The organism is Streptomyces speibonae (genome assembly GCF_984686075.1).
On the sequence record NZ_OZ480260.1, the window covers coordinates 287,233 to 308,945 of the forward strand.

The window sequence follows — 21,713 nt, forward strand, 5'->3', positions numbered from 1 at the left end:
CGCGCTACTTCGTCAGCGCGGCGACGAGGGCGTCGGTGTACGCCTCCATCGAGCCGGTGCCGCCGAACATCCAGATGCCGTCGTCCAGCCGGTGCACGTCACCGGACTTCACGAAGGGCAGGGACTTCCACACGGAGTTGTCGGCGAGCTCCTTGCCGAAGGGGTCGCTGCTCGCGTCGCCGTCGTTGCCGATGTAGACGAACTGCACCTCCCCGAGGTCGGTCAGCCCCTCGACGTCGGTGGCGGCCAGGCCGTAGGCCTCGTCGCCCTCGAGCTTCCAGGCGTTCTTCAGTCCGAGCCGCTCGTTGACGCCGCCGATGAGGGAGCCGGAGGTGTAGGGGCGGACGGAGACCTGGTTGGCGTTGACGTAGCCGTCGGCGAAGGCGATCTCCGCGCCGTCGAGACCGGCGTCGGCGAGGGCCTTCTTGCCCTCGGCGAGGGTGGCGTCGAAGTCCTTCTTCAGGGTCGTGGCGCGCTCGGTGGTGCCGGTGGCCTCGGCGATGAGGTCGAGGTTCTCCAGCATCCGGCCCACCGGGTCGGCGGCGTCGGCGGACTTCACCTCGAGGACGGGGGCGACCTTGCGCAGCTGCTTGACGGCGTTCGGCTGGAGGTCGGTGGTGGCGACGATGAGGTCGGGCTTGAGCGCGGCGATGGTGTCCATGCTGGGCTCGCCGCGGGTACCGATGTCCTTGGGCTCGTTCTTGAGCGGGACGGCGGAGTCCCAGGTCTGGTAGCCCTTGACGTCGGCCACGCCGACCGGGTCGACGCCGAGCGAGATCAGCTGCTCGACGACGTTCCACTCGGTGCCGACGACCTTCTTGGCGGGGCCGTCGAGTTCGACCTTTGCGCCGGAGGCGTCGGTGAGGGTGATCGCCTCGGCGGACTCCTTGGCGTCGTCGGCGGCGGGTTCGGTGGTGCCGCAGGCGGCCAGCAGGAGTGCGGCGGCGGTGACCAGGGGCGCGGTGAGCGGGAGGCGTCTCATGAGGGTGTGCTGAGCCTTTCGTTTCGCGTGTGGTGGCGGCCTATCGCGCGGGTGCGCAGCCGGCCGGTGAGGGGGTCGGTGTCGACCTCGATGCGGATGCCGTAGACCTCGGTCAGCCGCTCCGGTGTGAGGACGTCGTCGGGCGGTCCCTCGGCGACGACGCGTCCGGCCGCGAGGAGCACGACGCGGTCGGCGACGGCCGCCGCCTGGTCGAGGTCGTGCAGGACGACTCCGACCGCGATGCCGTGGTCGTCGGCCAGATCGCGCATGAGGTCGAGAAGTTCGACCTGGTAGCGCAGGTCGAGGTAGGTGGTGGGTTCGTCGAGGAGGAGGACGCCGGTCTCCTGGGCGAGGCAGCCGGCGAGCCAGACGCGCTGGAGCTGTCCGCCGGAGAGGTGTTCGGCTCCGCGGTCGGCGAGTTCGGTGACGCCGGTCAGGGCGAGCGCGCGGTCGACGGCCTCGCGTCCGCCGGGGTCCGTGCCGCCCCAGCGGCCGCGGTGCGGGTAGCGGCCGAACTCGACGACGTCCCGCACGCTCAGTCCGCTGGGCGTGGGGCGCCCTTGGAGCAGCAGGGCGACGCGGCGGGAGAACTCCCGGGGGCCGAGCGCCAGGGCGTCGGTGCCGGCGTCGAGGGTGAGCGTCGCGTGCCGCGGCCGCTGCAACCGGGCGACGGTGCGCAGCAGGGTCGACTTGCCGCTGCCGTTCGGGCCGACCAGGGCGGTCACTTCGCCGGGCCGCAGGGTCAGCGCGGCGTCGTGCACGACGTCGGTGCCGTCGTACGCGACGGTCACATCGGTGGCCGACAGTTCGTGACCGCGTCGGCCCGGGGCAGCCTCTTCACCAGGAATCACAAGGCAAGGTTAGCCTACCCTTAATTCGCGTTATCAGGGGGTGACCTGCGGCGAAGCGGGACGGTCTCTGTCGATCCGTCAGAAGGCGTATCGCACACCCAGCCACGGTGCGTGACGGGCGAGCAGTCCGCGCAGGTCCTCGAGGGCGCGCCGCTTGACTCCGGCGCGGTAGCGGAGGTTGAGGGCGCCGTTCTGGGAACGCTTGGTCTCCTGGACGTCGGGCCGCCACAGTACGTCCTCACCGCGCGGGTGCCAGCGCAGGTTGACCTCGTGCAGGTCCGCGTTGTGGGTGAGCATGATGACCTCGGCCGATGCCTGCCGCTTGACGCGCTCCGGCAGGACGTCGTCCATGTGCCGCAGCAGTTCGGTCCAGGCGTCCCGCCAGCCGGGGCGGACGACGACGGGTGAGAGGTTGAAGTGCACCTCGTACCCGGCGTCGAGGAAGTCGGCGGCGGCGCCGATCCGCCGGTCGACCGGGCTGGTGCGCAGGTCGAGCAGGCGGGAGTCCTCGGGCGGCATCACCGAGAACCGGACGCGGGTGCGCCCGCGCGGGTCGAGCGCCAGCAGGTCGGGGTTGACGAACTTGGTGGCGAACGACGCCTTCGCCGTGGGCCAGTCACGGAAGGCGCGGACCAGGTCGGCGGTGTTGTCGCAGACGAGGGCGTCCACGGAGCAGTCGCCGTTCTCCCCGATGTCGTACACCCATGCCTCGGGGTCGCACTGGTTGGGTTCCGGTTTGCGGCCCTGCGCGGTGACGTGGCGGGCGAGGTGGCCGATGATCGCGTCGATGTTGGTGAAGAGGGTGATCGGGTTGGCGAAGCCCTTGCGCCGGGGGACGTAGCAGTACACGCAGGACATGGCGCAGCCGTTGGAGGGGCCGGGGGCAATCCAGTCGGCGGAGCGGCCGTTGGGGCGGGTGGTGAGGGTCTTCTTCACGCCCAGGACGAGGGTCTCGCGCTTGATCCGCATCCAGCGGTCGGCGCTGCCCTCGTTGCCGTGCAGGTCGGGGATGCGCCAGTGGGAGTCGACCTCGATGAGGCGGGCGTCGGGGAAGCGGGCGCGGATCTGCCGGCCGCGGGAGGAGAGGGCGGCGGCGGGTTCGGCGTGGATCTCGCGGATGGCGAGGAGGCGGTGGGCTTGGGGGGAGTCGCGGAAGGGGGTGGCGGAGGGGGTCGGCTCGGCCGGCGGGTCCTGCGGCAGTTCGTCGAGGCCGAAGAGGGGGTCCTGGGGGCCACCGTGGGGGGATGGGGGGTGGTGGGGCATGTGGTGACCGGCTGCGTCGGGGGCGGGGAGATGTGGATCCTTACGGAACCAAGGGTTCCACTTCACTGTACGGCGGGGTGCGGCGCGGTGCCGTGCCGTACGGGGCCGCAGGTCACGCGGGTTCTTGGCGCACGGTGTCGGTGCGGACCCGGGGGGTGTCTGCGCGGCCCGGCGCGTGCGGGGTGCCTCCCCCACTCTCGGCTTCGCTCGAGCGGGAGGTACCCCCATGAGCGGGAGGTACCCCCATCGCCCACCCTCCCGCGCGTGCGGGGTGCCTCCCCCACTCTCGGCTTCGCTCGAGCGGGAGGTACCCCCATGAGCGGGGGGGACCCCCATCGCCCTGGGGGTACCTCCCAGGCCCTTGAGGCACTGGGGGAGGCACGACTGCCCGCAGCGGGCGGCAGACGCGGCGCCGGAGGCGTCACGTGCCGGGCGGCGTCAGGGCATGGGTCCGCTCCGGTCCGTCCTCGGAGGGCGCGCCGTAGCGGAGGACTCGGGTGGGGACGGTGACGCGGCGGGGAGCCGGGGGCGCCGCGGCGTCGCGGTGTTCGAGACGGTCGATCAGCAGACGTGCGGCCTGGCGGCCGATCTCGTCGGCGTCGTAGGAGACGAGGGTGAGCGGCAGACCGAGGACGTCGGACAGGTCGAAGTCGTCGAAACCGGCGATGGGCAGGGTGATGCCCGCCTTGTACAGGGCCCGGATCGCGCCCTGGCTGATCCGGTTGTTGGCGCAGAACAGCGCGGTGGGGCGCTCGGCCGACTCCAGCAAGTCGAAGGTCGCCCGCTCCGCTGTCGCGGCGTCGACCAGGCCCTGACGGATGAGAGCGTTGTCCGGCTCGACGCCGGCTTCCTCGTGGGCCGCCCAGAATCCGCGCAGACGTTCGGCACCGGTGTAGAGCGCCGGAGGGTTGCCGAGGAAGGCGACGCGGGTGTGTCCTTCGGCCAGGAGGCAGGCGGTGGCTTCGCGCGCGCCGTGGAAGTCCTCGACCAGGACGCAGTCGGTGTCGAGTCCGGCGGGCGGCCGTGCGGCGAGGACGACCGGGACGTGCCGCATGGCGTCTGCCAGGTGTCGCTGCCGACTGCCCGCCGGGACGACGATGAGCCCTTCGACCTGGTGAGCGACGAGCCCGTCGATGAGTCCGGGTTCCCGGTCGGGCTGCTCGCCGGAGTTGCTGAGCAGCATGCGGAAGCCGTACTCCGTCGCGACTTCCTGGACACCGAGCGCGAGGCGCGAGTAGAAGGGGTTGGCGAGGTTGGTGACGACGAGGCCGATCATCCCGCTGCCCCCGAGGCGGAGACTGCGAGCGGTCTGGTTCCGGCGGTATCCCAGTCGGTCGACCGCTGCGAAGACCCGCTCACGTGTCGCTTCCGACACGCCGGGGTCGTTCTTGAGCACGCGCGAGACGGTCATGGCGCTGACCTGCGCGAGCTTGCCGACGTCGTGCATGGTCGGCCCGCTGCCCCGGCGAGCGGTCATGCCCCTGCCCCTTCCTCTGCCTGTCTGCACGGCGCCACGGGCTTCATGGCGCGTCCGGCGGTACGCCCTGTGCCCAGTGGGCGGCCCCGAGCAAGGGGGCCTCCTCGGGCTGCCGGGCCGGCAGCACGGGGACGTCCGGTCTCCCGGCCGAAGCCAGCCCCGTGGTGAGCGCAGGGTGGACCAAGTCCCACGACCGGGCCATGGAGCCACCGATGACCACCACGGTGGCTTCGAAGCGCCCGATCCATGGAGCCAGGGCCCGGCCGAGTGCGTCGAAAGCGTATCGGAAGGCCTCCGCCGCGGCGGCGTCACCCTTCCCGGCGCGTGCGGCTATGTCACGGACATCGGGACGACGCTCATCATCCGCCGCGGGGGAGAGACGGGCGTAGTGGGTGCGGATGCCACGGCGCGAGACGGTCTCCTCCAGCGGCCGGCCGTGCACCGCCAGGCGGTGCACGTGCCCGCTGGGCGGGACCAGGGGGCCTGTGTGGACGGGGCGGCCGGAGGACAGGAACGAGGACCCGACCCCCGTGCCCAGCGTCAGGCAGACGACACGGTCGTGCCCCTGCGCGGCGCCGGAGCTGTACTCGCCGATGGCGAACGCATCGGCGTCGTTGAGGAAGCACAAGTGCTCGGACCGGGCGGTCAGCCGCTCGCGCAGGCCGGCCCCGACGTCGACGCCGGACAGGGATTCGAACTTTCCCACGTCGGCGAAGCGGCCGATGCCGGTGGCGTAGTCGAAGGGGCCGGGCATCGCCACTCCCCAGCGCAGGCTGTGCCCGGCGGGCAGCGCCAGGGCGGTCAGGGCGATGGTGTCGAGGATGTGGCCGGCCTCCGCGTGCGCGCTCAGCGCCTTGCGGATGACCGTGGAGGGGACGGGGCGGCTCGCGGTGAGGTCCACGAGCGCGGCGGTGACATGCGTGCCGCCGATGTCGAGCACCGGGACCGGCACCGGGGCACGCCCCGTGGGGGCCGCCGTCACGGCTCTACCACCAGTGCCTTGACGATCCGCACCTCGTCGCCGCCCAGCGCGCGGACGCGGTACGGGCCGACCGCGGCGGGGATCGTGAGGGTCTCCGCGAAGGCCAGAGCGTGCGTGCGGCCGTCGCGGGTCTCGATGACGACGCCTTCGCCCGCGGCCACGTTGAGGACGTGGAAGCGGCCCGCGGTGTCGTCCCGGATGTCGCAGCCCGGCGCCACGACGAGACGGTGCACCGCGTAGAACATCTCGGGCAGCGCGCCCAGGACCTCCTCGCGCCAGCCCTCTCCGGCGCGCAGCATGCGCGGTTGCTGGAGGAGGTCCTTCGTGACGTCCTCCCCGCGCCGGGTCGTGTCCAGGTTGGCGAAGCCGTGCTCGTAGGGCAGGGGCCGGGACGCGCCGGCGGCGTCCTTGCGCAGCCAGTCGTACAGCCGCAGGGAGTACAGGTACGGGGTCGCGCTCACCTCCAGCACCAGGTTGCCCGCGCCGGAGGCGTGCGGTGTGCCCGCCGGGATCATGAAGAGCCGGCCCACGGTCGCGGGGTGCGACTGGACGTGGTCCTCGACGGGAATCGGGGTGCCGTGGTCGATGGCGTCCTCGACCTGGCGCCGCAGGGTTTCGAGGTCCGCGTCCTCGGTGAGGCCGAGCAGCACCTGTGCGCCGTCCTCGCTCGCGGTGACGTAGTACGTCTCGTGCTGGGTGTAGGGCCAGCCGAACACCTCCCGCATGTACCGCTGCTGCGGGTGGAGGTGCAGGGACAGGTTGCCGCCGCCCATGGTGTCCAGGTAGTCGAACCGGATCGGGAACGAGGTACCGAACCGGCGGTGCACGTCTTCACCGAGCATGTCCTCGGGGTGGGCGACGCACAGCAACTGGAAGGGAACCTCGACCTGGGCCCCGCCCTTCTCGCCGACCAGGATCCCCGCTTCGGGCGCGATCAGCTCGTAGCCGAGTGCCGTGTTGCCGGCCCGCGGGGTGAAGCCGAGTTCGCTCGCCGCCCACTGGCCGCCCCACGGCGTGGAGTTGAAGTACGGGCGGGTGCGTACCGGGCCCCGGGCCAGGTGCGCCAGGGTGGCACGCAGCGCGGCACCGTCCAGTGCGGCCGGGGTGGTCGTGTCCTGCACGTCGATCCATCGGTCGACACGTCCCGCGATCTCGTCGCGGTGCCGGTCCAGCACGGGCCAGTCGGTGTAGAACAGGCGCACCAGATCGCCGGGCTCGGCGGGGCACCCCAGATTGACGCCGACCGGCAGTTCGCCCTTCGCCACGGCCGACTCTGCGTACCGCTTGGGCAGGTCCGCGTACCACAGCAGATCCGGCTCGCACAGCGCGGCGCCCGGCCCGTACATCACCACCACTCCATCCTGCACGGGGCGCCCGGGCCGCGCAGGAGAGTCGAACAGGTCCGCGACCCGCGCCCGGGACAGCGGGGTGAAGAACGGATCGTCGGCGGGGACGGGCCGGGCCGCGATCCGCTCGCCGGCCCCCGCCACGTAGTGGCCGCGGACATCGATCAGCTCCACGTCGCGGCCCCCGGAGCGCACGGCACCGGCGAGGCCGTCGGCCAGCGCGGCCCAGTCGAGGGCCGCGGGACCGTCGACGGCCAGGACGAGCGGGCCCGGCGGCAGATCCGCGGCCAGGGCCGGCCAGCCGGCGGCCACCTGGCCGGCGACCGGCGCGTAGCTGGGAAGAGGGTCGTACGAAGGGGACGCGGGCACTTCTGCTCCTTACTCGGTTCCACGATGAAGTTAACGATAACAACACTTGGCTCGGGGTGTCCACGGTCGCCTCGATCACCCTTGAGCGCATGACGCCCTCGCTTGACCAGCCATTTCTTGAGAAATTCCCTCGAAGGCAGATTCTTTTCGCCCCGAAGCCTTGCTGTGGCCGGAATGGTGTCGTTAACCTCCCCGCCATACGCATCGGGCAACTCCGGGACTCCCCCGGCGTCTGGCGTTCTCCGTGATGCACATCCGGCCATGCAGGTGGCCCGATTCCGTGAAGGTGATCAATGTCAGCAGCGGGCAGGACCAGCAGGGCGGCCGTGCCGCTCGCTCGGCGCCGCCTCCTGGCCGGGGTGGCCGCCGGTGCGGCCGCCATGGCGGCGGGAGGCTGTGTGCGGGGAGCGAGTACGTCCGCCCAGCCGGGCACCACGAGCCTTTCCAACGACAACGCAACCTGGGACGACGGCTACCGCGCGGCCGGCCGCGAGCTGAAGAGGATCACCGGCTACGCGCTCAGACCCCTGTCGAATCCGTCGGTCACCTCGTACCAGCAGGTCGTGCAGATGAGCCTGCAGACCTCGAAGGCATCCGACCTCGTCAAGTGGGCATCCGGCTACCAGCTCAAGCGCCTGGCGCGCGCCGGCGGGCTCACCGACCTGACGCGTCTGTGGGAGGGGTACGAGACCAGGAAGTGGGTGCGCGGCACGGCGCGGGAGGCCGTCTCCTACCGGGGCAGGGTGTACGGCATCCCGCTGTACGAGTCGTACTACGTGCTCTTCTACAGCAAGCCGGTGTTCAGGAAGCTGCGTCTGTCCGCCCCGGGCAGCTGGGACGAGCTCCTGCACTGCGCCGAAGTCCTCAAGCGCAACAGGATCACACCCTTTCTCGCCAGCCAGGTGGGCGGCTGGCCCGCGATCGAGTGGTTCCAGGAACTGGTCACCAAGGTCGACCCCCGCTTCTACCAGCAGCTGGTGGCCGGCAAGGCCTCCTACACCGATGCTCCGGCTCGCCGGGCGATGGACATCTGGCACGACTTCATGCGCCGAGGCTGGATGACATCCCCCGACTTCGACCAGGCGCGCGGTCCCGGTGCGCTGAAGGAGGGCACGGTGGGCATGTTCCTGCACGGCACCTGGCAGGCGTCGGGCATGTCGGCGGCCGGTATGAAACCCGGCACCGACTACGGCGCCTTCATTCTTCCGGCGGTGCGTCCCGCCACGCCGAAGAGCGTGATCGCCGAGTCAGGGGTCTTCGTGGTGCCCGGCCGCGCCTCTTCGCACGACGCGGCGATGGCGAACGCCGGGGCCTGGCTCGCCCCGTCCGTCCAACGGGTGTGGAGCGACTTCCTCCAGGACAGCTCCGCCAATCCGAAGGTGCGCGCCGGCAACCCGGTGGTGGCCGGGCTCCAGCGGGACATCGCCCGCAATCGCCGGCTGGCGCTGGTCCGCTACTGGGAGTCCGGCCCGCCCAGCCTCATCCAGGGCAACACCGACGATCTCGGCGGATTCATGGCCGGGCAGACCTCTCCGGCCACCACGCTGCGCCGGATGCAGGAGCGCGCACACGACGAATGGGCGGCCTGGAAGCGAGACGAAGCATGAGCACCTCTGTGACCGACCCACGCCCGCCCACCGCGGCCGGCGGACCGGCAGCGCCCCGGCGCACAATGCGGCGTTCCCCCCTGGCGCGCCCCTGGGCCACCACACGTGAGCGTCTGGCAGCCGGCGGGTTCATGGCTCCGGCCGTCCTCCTGGTCACGCTGTTGCTGCTGGCCCCGTTCGTGTGGACCATCCACCGCAGCTTCTTCAGCGACACGCGGACCTCACCGTTCAGCTGGTTCGACAACTACGTGCTGTTCGCCTCCGACCCGGCCCTGACCCGCTCCGTCCAGAACACCCTGATGTGGGTGGCGGGCACGGTGGTGCTCCCGTTCGTGCTCGGGCTCGCCATCGCCTGCATGACCGACGCCAGTCGCCTCTCCCGCCTGGCACGGCTGTGCGTCGTCCTGCCCTACGCGCTGTCCGGCTCCGCGGTGGCGGTCGTGTGGAACTTCATGCTCACCACCGACGGCGCCGTCAACCAGGTCCTGACCGGCCTGGGGCTCGACTCGCTGGCCCAGGGCTGGCTGCTGACCTGGCCCGGCAACACCGTCGTGATGATCCTCGCCAACGCCTGGCAGGCCACCGGCGTGGCCGTCATCCTCTTCCTGGTCGGACTGCAGTCCATCCCGCCCGAGACCCTGGAGGCCGGCTCCCTGGACGGCGCGAACGGCCGGCAGCAGTTCCGCCACATCGTCCTGCCGCAGCTCCGCCCCGTGTCGATCATCGTGATCGGTATGAGCCTGGTCAACGGCCTCAAGTCGTTCGACCTCATCTGGGTGCTCACCCAGGGCGGCCCCGGACGGGCCACCGAGACTCTCGCGGTGTCCATGTACAACGAGACCTTCCTCGAACTGCGGCCCGGCGCGGGAGCGGCGATCGCGGTCGTCCTCACCGTGATCGTGCTGGCGGCCTCCTGGCTCTACCTGCGCCGCCAGCTCGACGTGAAAGGCGTATGACCATGTCCCTCGGCCGCGTTCTGCGCCACGCCGTCATCGCGGTACTCGCCGTGCTCTGGCTGGTTCCCACCTGGCTTCTCCTCGTCAACGCGCTGGTTCCCGCGGAGAGTTACTCCGGCAGTCCGCACTGGCTGCCCCAGCACTTCGGGTTGTTCGGCAACATGTCCCAGGCCTGGGACCAGGCCAACCTGGGCCCCGCTCTCGGCAACAGCCTCCTGTACTCCGTGGTCAGTGCCATGGCCGCCGCGATGCTCGCCGCCTTCGCCGCCTTCGCCACGATCATCATGCCCGTCCGACGGCAGGCCCTGTGGTTCTGGGTGATCTACTCCGGCACGCTGCTGCCCCTTCAGGTCTTCATCAGGCCCCTGTTCCTGTCCTACGCGCGCACCTCGCTCTACGACACCCAGATCGGTCTCGTGCTGATCTACACGGCGATCGCGGTCCCGTTCGCGTTCTTCGTCATGCGCAACTACACCCTGACCCTGCCGCGGGAGATCGTGGAAGCCGCGCGCGTGGACGGCGCGTCGTGGTGGCGGGTGTTCTGGCAGATCCACCTCCCGCTGACCCGGTCCGCCATGATCGCCGTGTTCGTGTTCCAGTTCGTGGCCGTCTGGAACGACCTGATGTTCGGCATCACCCTGGTCACCAGCCGCAACATCCGGCCCGTCATGGCCGCGCTCGCCGACCTGCAGGGCAACTACTCCAACGTCGGGCCGCCCGTCGTGCTGGCCGGCGCCCTCCTGGTCTCGCTGCCCACCCTGGTGCTGTTCTTCTCCGCCCAGCGCTTCTTCGTCAGCAGCCTCAAGCTCCACCGCTGAGTCCGCATGCCTTCCGCTCCCTCTTCTCCATGAAGGGAAACACCATGCTGCGCCCGCTGTTCATCCGTGCCACCGCACCCGTCGTATGCGCCGGCCTGCTCTGGACCGCCGCCCCCGCACACGCCCAGAGCCCCGAACGGGCCCGCCCGGTCTCCTCCGACGTGTGGGCCCACCGTGCCTCGGGCACCTACCGCGCTCTGCAGGCCCACCTGTACGAGGGCCGCGGCCACCACGGGCTGTACCTGGAGCACACCCCCCGCCGGCCCACCGACCCGGAGCACTCCTACCTGTGGCCGTTCCGCGAGGCCGCGCAGGCGGCCGTCGACATGCAGGAACTGCCACGCACCGGAGCCTCCTACCGGCGGGACGCGGCCGAACGGTTCCGCACCTTCGAGCTCTACTTCACCCCCGGGGACCGACCGGGCTACGAGTCGTACCTGCCTGCCCCCCTGGGTGCGGGCGGCGACGTGTACTACGACGACAACGCCGTGGTGGCCCTCACTCAGCTCGATCAGTACGAGGCGACCGGCGACAGGCGCCTGCTGAAGCGGGCGGAGCGGGTCGTCCCCGTCGTCTCCCGGGCCTGGGACGGCGACACCACCAAGAGCTGTCCGGGCGGCATGGACTGGTACGACTCACCCGCCAACAACATCCGGGCCACCAACGTCACCGCCCTGTCGGCCCAACTCGCCGCCCGGCTCTACGAGCACACCCGCAACCGCGCCTACCTGCGCAAGGCGGAGCAGTGGTACGGCTGGGTGTACGCGTGCATGCGCAAGGCGCCCGGCCTGTACCTCAACGACCGCGGCGACGACGGCAGCGTCAACGAGACGCTGTGGACCTACAACTCGGGTGCCATGATCGGCACCGCCACCGCGCTCTACCGCGGCACCGGCAGGACCGCGTACCTGAAGAAGGCGGTGGCGGACGCCCGCGGCTCCCTGGCGTACTGGACCGAGGGCAGCCGACTGCACGACCAGCCGGCCATCTTCAACTCCTTCTACTTCAAGGACCTGCTCGACCTGGACGCCGTCCGCCCCAACCCCGCCTGTCTGAAGGCCATGAGCAGGTACGCGGACAGCACGTACAAGTCCAACCGGGACACCTCCACCGGCCTGTTCCGCTTCCAGCCCTCCAACGGCGGCGACTACGACCCCACCGCACCGGCCGCGACCCTCAACCAGTCGGCCATGGTCCAGATCTTCGCCACCCTCGCCGACGCAACCCACAAGCGTCGCCGGTAGTCCTGGCGCCGCGGACCGCCCCCTCGACCCGAAGGATTTCACGCACCATGCCCAAACCACCGCTGACCCGGCCGTCCTGGTGGGACGCCGACATCGCACGCGACATCCTCAAGGAGCGTGTGTCCACCACCGCCGGCCTCGGCGAGTTGCGGGTGGAGCTGTCGGGAGAGCCACTGCTGCGCCGCGACGCGACCGGAGGACTGCTGCAGTCCATCCGGCTGCGGGTTCGCCGGCCGGACGGCACACTCTCGCGACGGCCCGTCACGAGAGCCCGTGTCACCACCGGCGGTGGCACCCCGGTTCACTGCGAGACCGTGCCGGGGCCGGGAGGCGACCTACGCATCCTGGTCCCGGAAGTGCACGCACCCACTTCCTTGCTGATCGAGCTTCCGGAACTCGCAGGGGACGCCCGGCTCGCCTTCGAGGCACGACCGCAGCGTCACTGGACGCTGCATCTCGTGCAGCACTCCCACCTGGACATCGGTTACACCGACCCGCAGGGCCGGGTGATGGCCGAGAGCCGCGCCTACCTCGACTCGCTCCTCGAGCTGTGCCGCGACACCGACGCATGGCCGGAGCCCGCCCGGTTCCGCTGGGCCGTCGAAGGGCTCCACTCCTTCCAGGACTGGCAGGACAACCGGCCCCGGCGCCAGGTGGAGAGCTTTCTGGACCGCGTGCGCGAGGGGCGTGTCGAACTCACGGCCATGCCGTTCAATCTGCACACCGAGACCTGCTCCACCGATGAGCTCCACGAACTGCTGCGCCCCATGACCGAGCTGCGCGACCGGCACGGTCTCGACATCACGACGGCCATGCAGACGGACGTTCCCGGTCAGGTGGTCGGTCTGCCCGATGTCCTCGCGGACAACGGCATCCGGTACCTGTCCGTGGCGCACAACTGGGCGGGCCGCGCGGTGCCCCACCTGGTCGGCGGGGAGCACCTGCCCCGCCTGTTCCGCTGGCAGACGCCGAGCGGCAACAGCGTCCTGGTCTGGCGGACGGACACCCCGCACGGCCTGGCCTACATGGAGGGCTCGATCCTCGGCTTCGACGAGTCGTACGACCACGTCGACGACCTGCTGCCCGCCTACCTCAGCGCCCTGGCCGGCTTCCCCTACCCCCACCAGGGACGCGGGATTCCCGGCTTTCCCGCCCTCGACCTGCCCGGCACCGCCGACCCCTACCCGTGGGACGTACTGCATCTGCGGGTCCTGGGCAAGTTCGCGGACAACGGCCCGCCGCGCCGCATCATCTCCGACACGGTGCGCCGCTGGAACGAGCAGTGGGCGTACCCGCGGCTGCGCGCCTCCCGCAACCAGGACTTCTTCGAGGACGCCGAGAAGCGCGTCGGCGACCGGCTGGAGACCTACCGGGGGGACTGGAGCGACTGGTGGGTCGACGGCGTCGGCGCCGGTGCCGTCCCGCTGGCCGCCACCCGGCGCGGGCAGGCGGCCCTCGCCGAGGCCCAGACCGTGGCCGGGTACGCCCATCTGATGGGCGTACCAGGCAGCACGGCCGTCACCACGGGCGCACCGGCCGTCTACCGGTCCGCCTCACTGTTCAACGAACACACCTGGGGGGCCGGCGATCCCTGGACCCACGGAGACCACGGTCACGGGTCCGGCGAGACGCAGTGGCACTGGAAGTACTCCCAGGCCCTGCGCGCCCACGACGACGCCGGGACCCTCCTGGACGCCGCCTCCGCCCTGCTCGGCGAAGCCTTCGCGCCCGGCGACGACGCGTCGGCGTCCTTCTACGCCGTGAACACCTGCAGCTGGGCGCGGAGCGAAACCGTCCGGCTCTTCCTTCCGGAGAGCACCGTCGCGCTGAGCGACACCGTCCAGGTCCTCGACGCGCGCACCGGCGGACGGCTGCCCTTCGCGGAGGAGGCCCAGAGCAACGACCGTCACCGCGCGGCAGGCCGATTCCTGCTCGTGCCCGTCACCGATGTGCCGGCGTGCGGAGCGGTGCGCCTGGACGTCGTCCCCGGCGCCACTGTCCCGGCACGGGGCGACGAGGCGGCGAACCCGCCCGCCGACGCCACCGTCCTGGAGAACGACCACCTGTGTGTGACGGTCGACCTGCGCGAGGCCTGCGTCTCCTCCATCGTCGACAAGGCCACCGGTCGCGAGATGGTGCGCCAGGACGCCGTCGTCGGCTTCAACGCGTATGTCTACGACGAGTACGCCACGGCCGGGGCGTTCAACCACCAGTCCAGCAAGACCGTGGCCGACGACTCGATGCACCTGCTCGCGTCCCGCCGTACGGCCCCGCCCGCGGCACTCGTCGACCGCACCACGGACGCCACCGGGCAGACCCTCGTCTACGAATGCGCCCCGGCCGGAACCCGACGGCTCCGGGTGCGGGTGCACCTGCCGCACCACGCCGCACGCATCGACATCGAGAACCGCATCGGCAAGAACGCGACGCTCACGAAGGAGAGTGCCTTCTTCGCCTTCCCGTTCGCCCTGGACAGTCCGGTGGTGCGGACGGAGGCGACCGGCGGCGTCCTGGGCAGCGACCGGGAGACCGTGCCGGGCTCGGCGGCCCACATGCGTGCCGTGCGGCGCTGGATCAGCCTGAGCGACGGCACCAGCCACGCCGCCCTGGCGACGGCCGACGCCCCGCTGGTCCAGCTCGGCGGGATCGCCATCCCCTACGTCCCCTATCCCCCGTCACTGCCGCAGGAGGAGCCGGCGACCGTCTTCTCCTGGGTGCACAACAACATCTGGGACACGAACTTCCCCGCCCAGCAGGCGTTCGACCACGTCTTCCGCTACAGCGTGGGCTTCGCCACGACCGCGGAGCACGGCGCGGCCCACGCCGACGAACTCGCCGTTCGCGTCGCCGCGGTCACCAGTCATCCCCTGGTGCCGGTACGTGCCCGCGCCGGAGCCGGGACCGGATCCCCGGCGTGGACGCGGTTCCTGACCGTGGACGATTCCCGGGTACGACTCGTCGGGGTGACCGTCCCCGACGACGGCGCACTCCTGGTGCGTCTGCAGTCACTGGCCGACACTCCCGTCACCTGCCGCCTGAGCACGCCCTTCACCGTCGCCCGCGCCGCCCGCACCACCTACCTGGGCCTGAATCCGCGCGCCATCGGCCCGGAGCCGGACGGCGCCGTGCCGGTCGACGTTGCGGCGCTCGGCACGGCAGCCGTCGTCCTGTACCTGGGTTCCTCCGCGGCCTGACGCGCGGTGGCGCGGGCGGGGTGTCACGTCCGGGCGGTGAAGCGGTCCCAGACTCGGTGGGAGGTGAGGAGGGTGCGGATCCGGTCGAGGGCTGTCGGGCCGGAGTCGGTGATGACGATGCCGGGGGCGTCCGTGGGGATGCCGGCCGCTTCGAGGGCCGTCTCGCCGCCCGCCCACGCGCCGATCGCCTTGCCGTGGCGGAAGGCCTCCGCCAGCAGCTGGTCCACCCGCGGGTCCGTCGCGGGACGCGGCAGCGAGGGCGCGCCCTTGCCGTCGCGCGCGCCGGACGCGTCGCCGCCCACAGCCGGCGGGCCCGCCAGCAGGACGGCGTCGAACTCGATGGAGCGCGCGGTCACGTAGCTGCGCTGGGCCGTCAGCGCGCCCGCGCCCGTGCCGAGGGTGCCGCCGACCGGTGTGACGATCAGCGGGACCATGCCCGCCTCGAGCACCGCGTCGCGTACCGCGTGCATCGCGTCGAGGTCGCCGTCCGGGGCGGTGAGGACGCCGATGACGCGTCCGTCCACCGGCCAGGTCCCGCCGACCTGGGAGAGCGCCGGGCTGGGTTCGACGTCGGCGAGCGCAACGGTGGGCTCCGGTGCCGGCAGGCCGAGCCCTTCCGCGACACCGGCGCACAGCTCGGGGTCGATGTTGGCCAGGACCTGGAGGGTGCGTTCGCGGATGGCCTCCTCGTAGCACTTGCCCAGTTCGAAGGTGTACGCGCCGATGATGTGCTCGCGCTCCACCGGGCTCATGCTCAGCCAGAAGCGCCGGGGCTGGCTGAAGTGGTCCGCGAACGACTCCGGGGCCTCGCGCACCTTGGACGCCTCAGGAATGCGCACGGGCGTCTCGACGAACGCGCCGGCGTCCGCTCCCGCGGTGAACGGGCAGCCGCCGTCGAGGGAGTTGGGCCGGTACGGTGCCACGCCCCGGTGCACGGCGGTCTGGTGCATGCCGTCGCGCAGCATGTCGTTGACCGGCGCGTGCGGGCGGTTGATGGGCAGCTGCGGGAAGTTGGGCCCGCCGAGGCGGGTGATCTGGGTGTCCAGATAGGAGAAGAGCCGCCCCGCGAGCAGGGGGTCGTCGGTGATGTCGATGCCGGGCACGAGGTGGCCGACGTGGAAGGCGACCTGTTCGGTCTCGGCGAAGAAGTTCGACGGGTTCCGGTCGAGGGTCATCAGCCCGATCGGCTGCACCGGCGCGAGCTCCTCGGGGACGATGTTCGTCGGGTCGAGCAGGTCGATGCCCTCGAAGGTCTGCTCCGGGGTGTCGGGGAAGGTCTGGATGCCCAGTTCCCACTGCGGGTACGCACCCGACTCGATCGCGTCGGCCAGGTCCCGGCGGTGGAAGTCCGGGTCCATGCCGTTGATGAGCTGCGCCTCGTCCCACACCAGGGAGTGCACGCCCAGCTTGGGCTTCCAGTGGAACTTCACCAGGGCCGTGCCGCCCTCGGCGTTCACCAGGCGGAAGGTGTGGACGCCGAAGCCCTCCATCATCCGGTAGGAGCGGGGGATGCCGCGGTCGCCCATGAAGAAGATCGTGTGGTGGGTCGCCTCGGTGTGCAGCGAGACGAAGTCCCAGAAGGTGTCGTGGGCGCTCTGCGCCTGCGGGATCTCCCTGTCCGGGTGCGGCTTCGCGGCGTGCACGACGTCGGGGAACTTGATGGCGTCCTGGATGAAGAAGACCGGGATGTTGTTGCCGACCAGGTCGAAGACGCCCTCGCTGGTGTAGAACTTCGTCGCGAAGCCGCGGGTGTCGCGCACGGTGTCGGCGGAGCCGCGTGAGCCGACCACCGTGGAGAACCGTACGAACACCGGTGTCTCGACATCCGGGGCGAGGAACCCGGCCTTCGTCACGGAGGCCGCCGTGCCGTAACTCCGGAAGACCCCGTGCGCGCCCGCGCCGCGGGCGTGGACCACGCGCTCCGGGATGCGCTCGTGGTCGAAGTGCATGACCTTCTCGCGCAGATGGTGGTCCTGGAGCAGTACGGGGCCGCGCGGGCCGGCCTTGAGCGAGTGGTCGGTGTCGTACAGCCGGGTGCCCTGGGCGTTGGTCAGATGGCTCCCGGACTGCGCCATCCGCGCCTGGTCGGCGCCGGTGGGCTGCCCGGTGGGCGACACGACGGCCGGGCCGCTCTGGTCCGGCTTGGGCGGCAGCGGTTCACGGGGTTCGGTCGGCTCGGCCACGGTGGGCGGCTGCGGGCCCGGACGGCCGGGGATCCCGTCGGCCGGGGCCGAGGCGTCGCCCTGCAGGCTTTCCGTGATCTTCTTGGCTGCCCGCTTGACGGGGTTGGCCTCGCTCATGGGGGGTGACACTCCTCCGCTTCGGACCGGCCACGGACGGGGTGGCCGTGCGTTCAGTTGCCGGCTGCGGGCGACCCGGGGGGCAAAGGGCATGAAAAGGGCGCCGGGCACCGTCAACGTCTCATGGCGGCAACGCCCTCGCAGCAGGCGCGGCCCGATGGAGTGAACTCCCCTTCCCTCGCGCTCCCCTCCGGATGCGACCGCTCCGCCCGCGTACCCGCCACCGGCGGGTCAAGGCATGGGAATTCGGCACGCGGGTGCGGAACGGAGGTTCAGAACAGCTGCCCCTGCTCGGCGGGGGCGGTCCGGGGGGCAGCGCGGCGCGGGGCAGGACGTCGGGCGGGGGTCTCCTCGCCGAACAGCGGCTCGGTGCCGTACTCGTCCGGCTCGGCGGGGACGACGACCGGGCCGGTGCCCACGTTGAGGCACAGCGGGGCCTCGCTGTCGAAGTCCCCCGGCGTCATGTCCGTCCAGTCGCGTTCCCGACGCTCACTCACCGGCGCTCCGCTCCCCGTCCATCCGGGCCAGGTTATCGGCCTGGGACGTCCGGCGGACGACGCGCGGCACCGCACCGCCTCGGACGCGTGACGCAGGTCACGCTCGCGCCACGGTCACACGGGACCGAGCCGGTCCGTCACCGAGGTGCAACCGCGAAACCGACCAAGGAGACCCTCATGGACGCGCGTGTCGACTTCTTCGGCAACCCCCTCGCCGGCAAGGTGCTGCGCCACATCAACGCGGCGGGCCGGGCGGTGACGGATTCCGGGCTGCCGCACGCCACCCAGGAACTGGTGAAGATCCGTGCCAGCCAGATCAACGGCTGCGCCTACTGCACCGACATGCACACCAAGGACGCCGCGGCGGCCGGCGAGACCCCGGTCCGCCTCCAACTGGTCGCCGCCTGGCGCGAGGCCACGGTCTTCACCGAGGCGGAGCGCGCGGCGCTGGAGCTGACGGAGCAGGGAACCCGGATCGCCGACGCGGCCGGCGGTGTCGGCGACGCGGCCTGGGCGAACGCCGCCCGGCACTACAACGAGGATCAGCTCGTCGCCCTGATCTCGCTGATCGCCGTGATCAACACCTACAACCGCATCAACGTCATCAACCGGCAGCCCGCCGGCGACTACCGGCCCGGACAGTTCGGGTGACCCCGGGCCGGCCACCCGCCGGCCCGGGTCCCACCTGATCGAGCGATGGTCAGGCCTCCGCGCGCTTCGGCAGCCGCCAGCCAGGGCGGACGAAGTGGCAGGTGTAGCCGCCCGGGTAGCGCCGAAGGTAGTCCTGGTGCTCCGGCTCCGCCTCCCAGAAGGGACCGGCCGGCGCGACCTCGGTCACCACCTCGCCCGGCCACAGCCCCGACGCGTTGACGTCGGCGATCGTGTCCTCGGCGACGCGCTTCTGCTCGTCGTCGTAGTAGAAGATCGCGGAGCGGTAGCTCGTGCCGATGTCGTTGCCCTGCCGGTTCTTCGTGGTCGGGTCGTGGATCTGGAAGAAGTACTCCAGGATCGTGCGGTAGTCGGTGACGGCCGGGTCGTAGGTGATCTCGATCGACTCGGCGTGCGTGCCGTGGTTGCGGTAGGTGGCGTTGGGCACGTCACCGCCGCTGTACCCGACCCGCGTCGACAGTACGCCCGGGAACGTGCGGATGAGCTCCTGCATGCCCCAGAAACAGCCGCCCGCGAGCAGCGCCTTCTCCTCGGTCCTCGTCATCTCGTCTCGCCCTTCTCCCGAGTGTCCTGCGGCATTCCTCAGTGAGAACCCCGCAGCTCACACCATTGTTCCGGCCGCCCCCTCAGCGGCGGACGGCGGGCTGGATAATCTGCCCGCATGCTGATCAACACGCGTGCCTGGGTGGAGAAGCAGGTGGCGGCGGGCGAGCGCGTCGAGGGAGTGGTACGGCTGCGCGGGGGCTGGTCGTCGGAGATGCGCCGGCTGGACGTCCGCGGGCCCGAAGGGCGGCGTTCGCTGGTGCTGAGGTCGTTCGTGAAGCCGTTCTTCGTGCGGCACGCGGAGGGACTGCTGGGCCGTGAGGCGGCCGTGCTGTCCCTGTTGCGGGACACGGATGTGCCCGCCGCGCGCCTGGTCGCGGTGGACGCGACGGCGCGGCACTGCGACCACCCCTCCCTGCTGATGTCCCTGCTGCCCGGGATGGTGCGGGTGGACGACGAGGGTGCCGGGGAGCGCGCCGGACTGCTCGCCCGCCAGTTGGTGGCCGTCCACCGCGTGGAGGTCACCGAGCGGACCCGGCCCCGGACGTACCAGGCCTGGACCGCTCCCGAGCGGGTGCGCCCGCCCGAGGACACCCGGCGGCCGGAGCTGTGGCGGCGCGCCGTCGACGTCATCCGCCGGGAGCCGCCGGACCACCGGGGGTGCTTCCTGCACCGGGACTTCCACCCCGGCAACGTGCTCTTCGCCGACGATGACGACGGCGGGGGCGGAGGCGCCGGCACGGGGCCGCGCATCAGCGGGGTCGTCGACTGGGTGGAGACGTCCTGGGGGCCGGCCGACCTGGACGTGGCCCACTGCGCCACGGCCCTCGCCCTGCTGCACGGGGCCGCCGAGGGGATGGCCTTCGCCGACCGCTATGCCGCGGCGGGCGGGCGTACGGCCGAGGATCCCGGCGCGCACCTGTACTGGCGGCTGCTCGACGCGCTGGGCTACGCCCCCGACGCGGAGAAGCTCGCCGGCCCCTGGCGGGAGCTGGGCCGCACCGATCTGACGCCCCGGGTCCTGGCCGACCGGCTGGAGGAATACGTCGAGGCCCTTCTCGAGCGGTACGGCTGAGCGCGCGGACGCGGACGACGCCGTCGAGGAGGGCGTCCGCCGGGTGCGGGCCCCCGGCGCGCCTCGGGCAATCGTTCGCGCCGTCCCGAGCGGCGGTGCCAGAAAAGGCTCATGGTCGGTTTCCTCGGCCGCCTCCGCCCGGTGGTGACCGCGCGCCCCGTCGCCCACCAGGTGCTCGCCCTGCAAGTGGTGATCCTGCTTCTCCTCGCCCTCGCCGCGGCGGCGGCCCTCGTGCTCCAGGCGCGCGCCGACAGCGAGCGCGAGGCCCGCGACCGGGCCCTCGCGGTGGCGCGGACCTTCTCCGAGGCGCCGGGCGTCCGGCAGGCGCTGGCCACCTAGGAGTGTCCTGAAGATCTTGAAATCGCGCCCGGCTTGCACCAGTTCATACAGATTGACATTTACCGGCAATCCGGGATGAGTCGGGCGGGCGGAGCAAGATCTTCAGCGGTCTTCTAGGACCCCAGCGCGCTGCTGCAACCGCGCGCCGAGGCGGCGCGCGAGGCGTCCGGTGTGGACTTCATCGTGGTGATGACGCCGGAGGGCATCCGCTACACCCATCCCAACCCGGCGCAGATCGGTTGGCACTACATCGGCACGATCGGCCCCGCGGCCGAGGGCGGCACCGTGCGGGAGACCGTCACGGGCACGCTGCGGCCATCCACCCGGGCCGTCGTTCCGGTCACCGGTCCCGACGGGAGGGTGGTCGGGCTGGTCTCCGCCGGTATCACCCTGGAACGCGTCAGCGAGACCGCGAACGGCCAGGTTCCCCTGCTGCTCGGCGCCACGGGTGCCGCACTCGGCCTGTCCGTGCTGGGGACGGGACTGGTCAGCCGGCGGCTGCGGCAGCAGACGCACGGGCTGGAACCGGCCGAGATGACACGGATGTACGAGCACCACGACGCGGTGCTGCACGCGGTCCGCGAGGGCGTGCTGATCCTCGACGGCGACGGCCGGCTGGTCCTCGCCAACGACGAGGCCCGCAGGCTGCTCGGCCTGCCCCCGGACGCGGAGGGACGCCCGGTGTCCGCCACGGGCATCGGCCCCGACCTGGCCGCACTGCTCACCCGGGGCCGCAGCGCCACCGACGAGGTGTACGCCGCCCGGGGCCGGCTGCTCGCCGTCAGCCAGCGGCCCACCGACCGCGACGGCGGGCCCTCCGGCGCCGTGGTGACCCTGCGGGACACCACCGAGCTCCAGACGCTGGAGGGGCGGGCCGACACGGCCCGGCAGCGGCTGCGGCTGCGGCTGCTGTACGACGCGGGGCTGCGCATCGGCAGCCGCCTCGATGTCGAGCACACCTCGCAGGAACTGGCGGACTTCGCGGTGCCGCGGTTCGCGGACTACGCCGCCGTGGACCTCGCGGAGCCCGTACTGCGCGGCGAGGAACCGGCGGAGGGGGACGAGCGGCTGCGGCGGGTCGCGTTCCGCGGGGTCCGGGAGGACATCCCGTTCCTGCCGCTCGGTCAGCTGATCCGCTTCTCCCCCGCCACGCCCCAGGGCGAACGCTGGGGGACGCGGTACACGGCGCACGGCAAGGTCA

General features: G+C 71.6%; 16 protein-coding genes and 1 pseudogene. 8 read left to right on the forward strand and 9 right to left on the reverse strand.

Annotated elements, in window-relative coordinates; genetic code table 11:
• Positions 1 to 4: 4 nt before the first annotated feature.
• From AC5L3C_RS01205 to AC5L3C_RS01230, 6 genes are all read right to left on the reverse strand, one after another.
• Entirely contained in the window at positions 5 to 982 is a 978-nt protein-coding gene (locus AC5L3C_RS01205; protein WP_493646371.1) for an ABC transporter substrate-binding protein, read from the reverse strand.
• A complete protein-coding gene (locus AC5L3C_RS01210) occupies positions 979 to 1,833 on the reverse strand; it encodes an ABC transporter ATP-binding protein (RefSeq protein WP_493646372.1) in 855 nt (284 codons plus the stop codon). The genes AC5L3C_RS01205 and AC5L3C_RS01210 overlap by 4 nt, the downstream gene beginning before the upstream one ends.
• 78 nt (positions 1,834 to 1,911) lie before the next feature.
• Positions 1,912 to 3,096, reverse strand: a complete 1,185-nt coding sequence (locus AC5L3C_RS01215) for a spore photoproduct lyase family protein (RefSeq protein WP_493646373.1) — start codon at positions 3,094 to 3,096, stop codon at positions 1,912 to 1,914.
• Between the two features lie 421 nt (positions 3,097 to 3,517).
• A complete protein-coding gene (locus AC5L3C_RS01220; RefSeq protein WP_493646374.1) occupies positions 3,518 to 4,573 on the reverse strand; it encodes a LacI family DNA-binding transcriptional regulator in 1,056 nt (351 codons plus the stop codon).
• Between the two features lie 43 nt (positions 4,574 to 4,616).
• Complete coding sequence (locus AC5L3C_RS01225) at positions 4,617 to 5,555, reverse strand: ROK family protein (RefSeq protein ID WP_493646375.1); 939 nt, start codon at positions 5,553 to 5,555, stop codon at positions 4,617 to 4,619.
• Positions 5,552 to 7,270 (reverse strand): class I mannose-6-phosphate isomerase, encoded by a 1,719-nt coding sequence (locus tag AC5L3C_RS01230; protein WP_493646376.1) that lies wholly within the window; start codon positions 7,268 to 7,270, stop codon positions 5,552 to 5,554. Before AC5L3C_RS01230 ends, AC5L3C_RS01225 begins: the two co-directional genes overlap by 4 nt.
• A 293-nt stretch (positions 7,271 to 7,563) precedes the next feature.
• Between AC5L3C_RS01230 and AC5L3C_RS01235 the strand changes: the two genes are divergently transcribed.
• Genes AC5L3C_RS01235 through AC5L3C_RS01255 form a run of 5 tightly spaced genes read left to right on the forward strand, consistent with a single transcriptional unit; the run spans position 7,564 to position 15,089 of the window.
• Complete coding sequence (locus AC5L3C_RS01235; protein WP_493646377.1) at positions 7,564 to 8,877, forward strand: ABC transporter substrate-binding protein; 1,314 nt, start codon at positions 7,564 to 7,566, stop codon at positions 8,875 to 8,877.
• Entirely contained in the window at positions 8,874 to 9,833 is a 960-nt protein-coding gene (locus tag AC5L3C_RS01240) for a carbohydrate ABC transporter permease (RefSeq protein ID WP_493646378.1), read from the forward strand. The genes AC5L3C_RS01235 and AC5L3C_RS01240 overlap by 4 nt, the downstream gene beginning before the upstream one ends.
• Positions 9,830 to 10,651: a carbohydrate ABC transporter permease gene (locus AC5L3C_RS01245; RefSeq protein WP_493646379.1), complete on the forward strand. Its 822-nt coding sequence runs from the start codon at positions 9,830 to 9,832 to the stop codon at positions 10,649 to 10,651. Before AC5L3C_RS01240 ends, AC5L3C_RS01245 begins: the two co-directional genes overlap by 4 nt.
• Positions 10,652 to 10,680: 29 nt before the next feature.
• Positions 10,681 to 11,895, forward strand: a complete 1,215-nt coding sequence (locus tag AC5L3C_RS01250; RefSeq protein ID WP_493646380.1) for a glycoside hydrolase family 76 protein — start codon at positions 10,681 to 10,683, stop codon at positions 11,893 to 11,895.
• A 47-nt stretch (positions 11,896 to 11,942) separates the two neighbouring features.
• Positions 11,943 to 15,089 (forward strand): glycoside hydrolase family 38 N-terminal domain-containing protein, encoded by a 3,147-nt coding sequence (locus AC5L3C_RS01255; protein ID WP_493646381.1) that lies wholly within the window; start codon positions 11,943 to 11,945, stop codon positions 15,087 to 15,089.
• Positions 15,090 to 15,112: 23 nt separating this feature from the next.
• Here AC5L3C_RS01255 and AC5L3C_RS01260 read toward each other — a convergent pair whose 3' ends face one another.
• The gene (locus tag AC5L3C_RS01260) at positions 15,113 to 17,389 is read right to left on the reverse strand and encodes a catalase (protein ID WP_493646382.1); all 2,277 of its coding nucleotides are present in this window, start codon (positions 17,387 to 17,389) and stop codon (positions 15,113 to 15,115) included.
• Between the two features lie 272 nt (positions 17,390 to 17,661).
• The gene (locus tag AC5L3C_RS01265; protein WP_493646383.1) at positions 17,662 to 17,886 is read right to left on the reverse strand and encodes a hypothetical protein; all 225 of its coding nucleotides are present in this window, start codon (positions 17,884 to 17,886) and stop codon (positions 17,662 to 17,664) included.
• Positions 17,887 to 18,063: 177 nt separating this feature from the next.
• Here AC5L3C_RS01265 and AC5L3C_RS01270 point away from each other — a divergent pair, with 177 nt between their 5' ends.
• Positions 18,064 to 18,537 (forward strand): carboxymuconolactone decarboxylase family protein, encoded by a 474-nt coding sequence (locus AC5L3C_RS01270; protein ID WP_493646384.1) that lies wholly within the window; start codon positions 18,064 to 18,066, stop codon positions 18,535 to 18,537.
• 49 nt (positions 18,538 to 18,586) lie between these two features.
• Here AC5L3C_RS01270 and msrA read toward each other — a convergent pair whose 3' ends face one another.
• Complete coding sequence (gene msrA, locus AC5L3C_RS01275; RefSeq protein ID WP_493646385.1) at positions 18,587 to 19,099, reverse strand: peptide-methionine (S)-S-oxide reductase MsrA; 513 nt, start codon at positions 19,097 to 19,099, stop codon at positions 18,587 to 18,589.
• 117 nt (positions 19,100 to 19,216) lie between these two features.
• Between msrA and AC5L3C_RS01280 the strand changes: the two genes are divergently transcribed.
• Both AC5L3C_RS01280 and AC5L3C_RS01285 read left to right on the forward strand, forming a co-directional pair.
• On the forward strand, positions 19,217 to 20,173 hold the full coding sequence (locus tag AC5L3C_RS01280) for a phosphotransferase family protein (RefSeq protein ID WP_493646386.1): 957 nt from the start codon (positions 19,217 to 19,219) through the stop codon (positions 20,171 to 20,173).
• A gap of 111 nt (positions 20,174 to 20,284) precedes the next feature.
• Positions 20,285 to 21,673: pseudogene (locus tag AC5L3C_RS01285) on the forward strand (PAS domain-containing protein); the annotation flags it as partial.
• Between the last annotated feature and the right edge of the window lie 40 nt (positions 21,674 to 21,713).

Excerpts from the sequence above, each read along its gene's own strand:
- AC5L3C_RS01260 (WP_493646382.1), bottom strand. The coding sequence starts at position 17,389 with ATGAGCGAGGCCAACCCCGTCAAGCGGGCAGCCAAGAAGATCACGGAA.
- AC5L3C_RS01250 (WP_493646380.1), top strand. The coding sequence starts at position 10,681 with ATGAAGGGAAACACCATGCTGCGCCCGCTGTTCATCCGTGCCACCGCA.
- AC5L3C_RS01255 (WP_493646381.1), top strand. The coding sequence starts at position 11,943 with ATGCCCAAACCACCGCTGACCCGGCCGTCCTGGTGGGACGCCGACATC.
- AC5L3C_RS01205 (WP_493646371.1), bottom strand. The coding sequence starts at position 982 with ATGAGACGCCTCCCGCTCACCGCGCCCCTGGTCACCGCCGCCGCACTC.
- AC5L3C_RS01240 (WP_493646378.1), top strand. The coding sequence starts at position 8,874 with ATGAGCACCTCTGTGACCGACCCACGCCCGCCCACCGCGGCCGGCGGA.
- AC5L3C_RS01280 (WP_493646386.1), top strand. The coding sequence starts at position 19,217 with ATGCTGATCAACACGCGTGCCTGGGTGGAGAAGCAGGTGGCGGCGGGC.
- AC5L3C_RS01245 (WP_493646379.1), top strand. The coding sequence starts at position 9,830 with ATGACCATGTCCCTCGGCCGCGTTCTGCGCCACGCCGTCATCGCGGTA.
- AC5L3C_RS01215 (WP_493646373.1), bottom strand. The coding sequence starts at position 3,096 with ATGCCCCACCACCCCCCATCCCCCCACGGTGGCCCCCAGGACCCCCTC.
- AC5L3C_RS01235 (WP_493646377.1), top strand. The coding sequence starts at position 7,564 with ATGTCAGCAGCGGGCAGGACCAGCAGGGCGGCCGTGCCGCTCGCTCGG.
- AC5L3C_RS01220 (WP_493646374.1), bottom strand. The coding sequence starts at position 4,573 with ATGACCGCTCGCCGGGGCAGCGGGCCGACCATGCACGACGTCGGCAAG.
- AC5L3C_RS01270 (WP_493646384.1), top strand. The coding sequence starts at position 18,064 with ATGGACGCGCGTGTCGACTTCTTCGGCAACCCCCTCGCCGGCAAGGTG.
- msrA (WP_493646385.1), bottom strand. The coding sequence starts at position 19,099 with ATGACGAGGACCGAGGAGAAGGCGCTGCTCGCGGGCGGCTGTTTCTGG.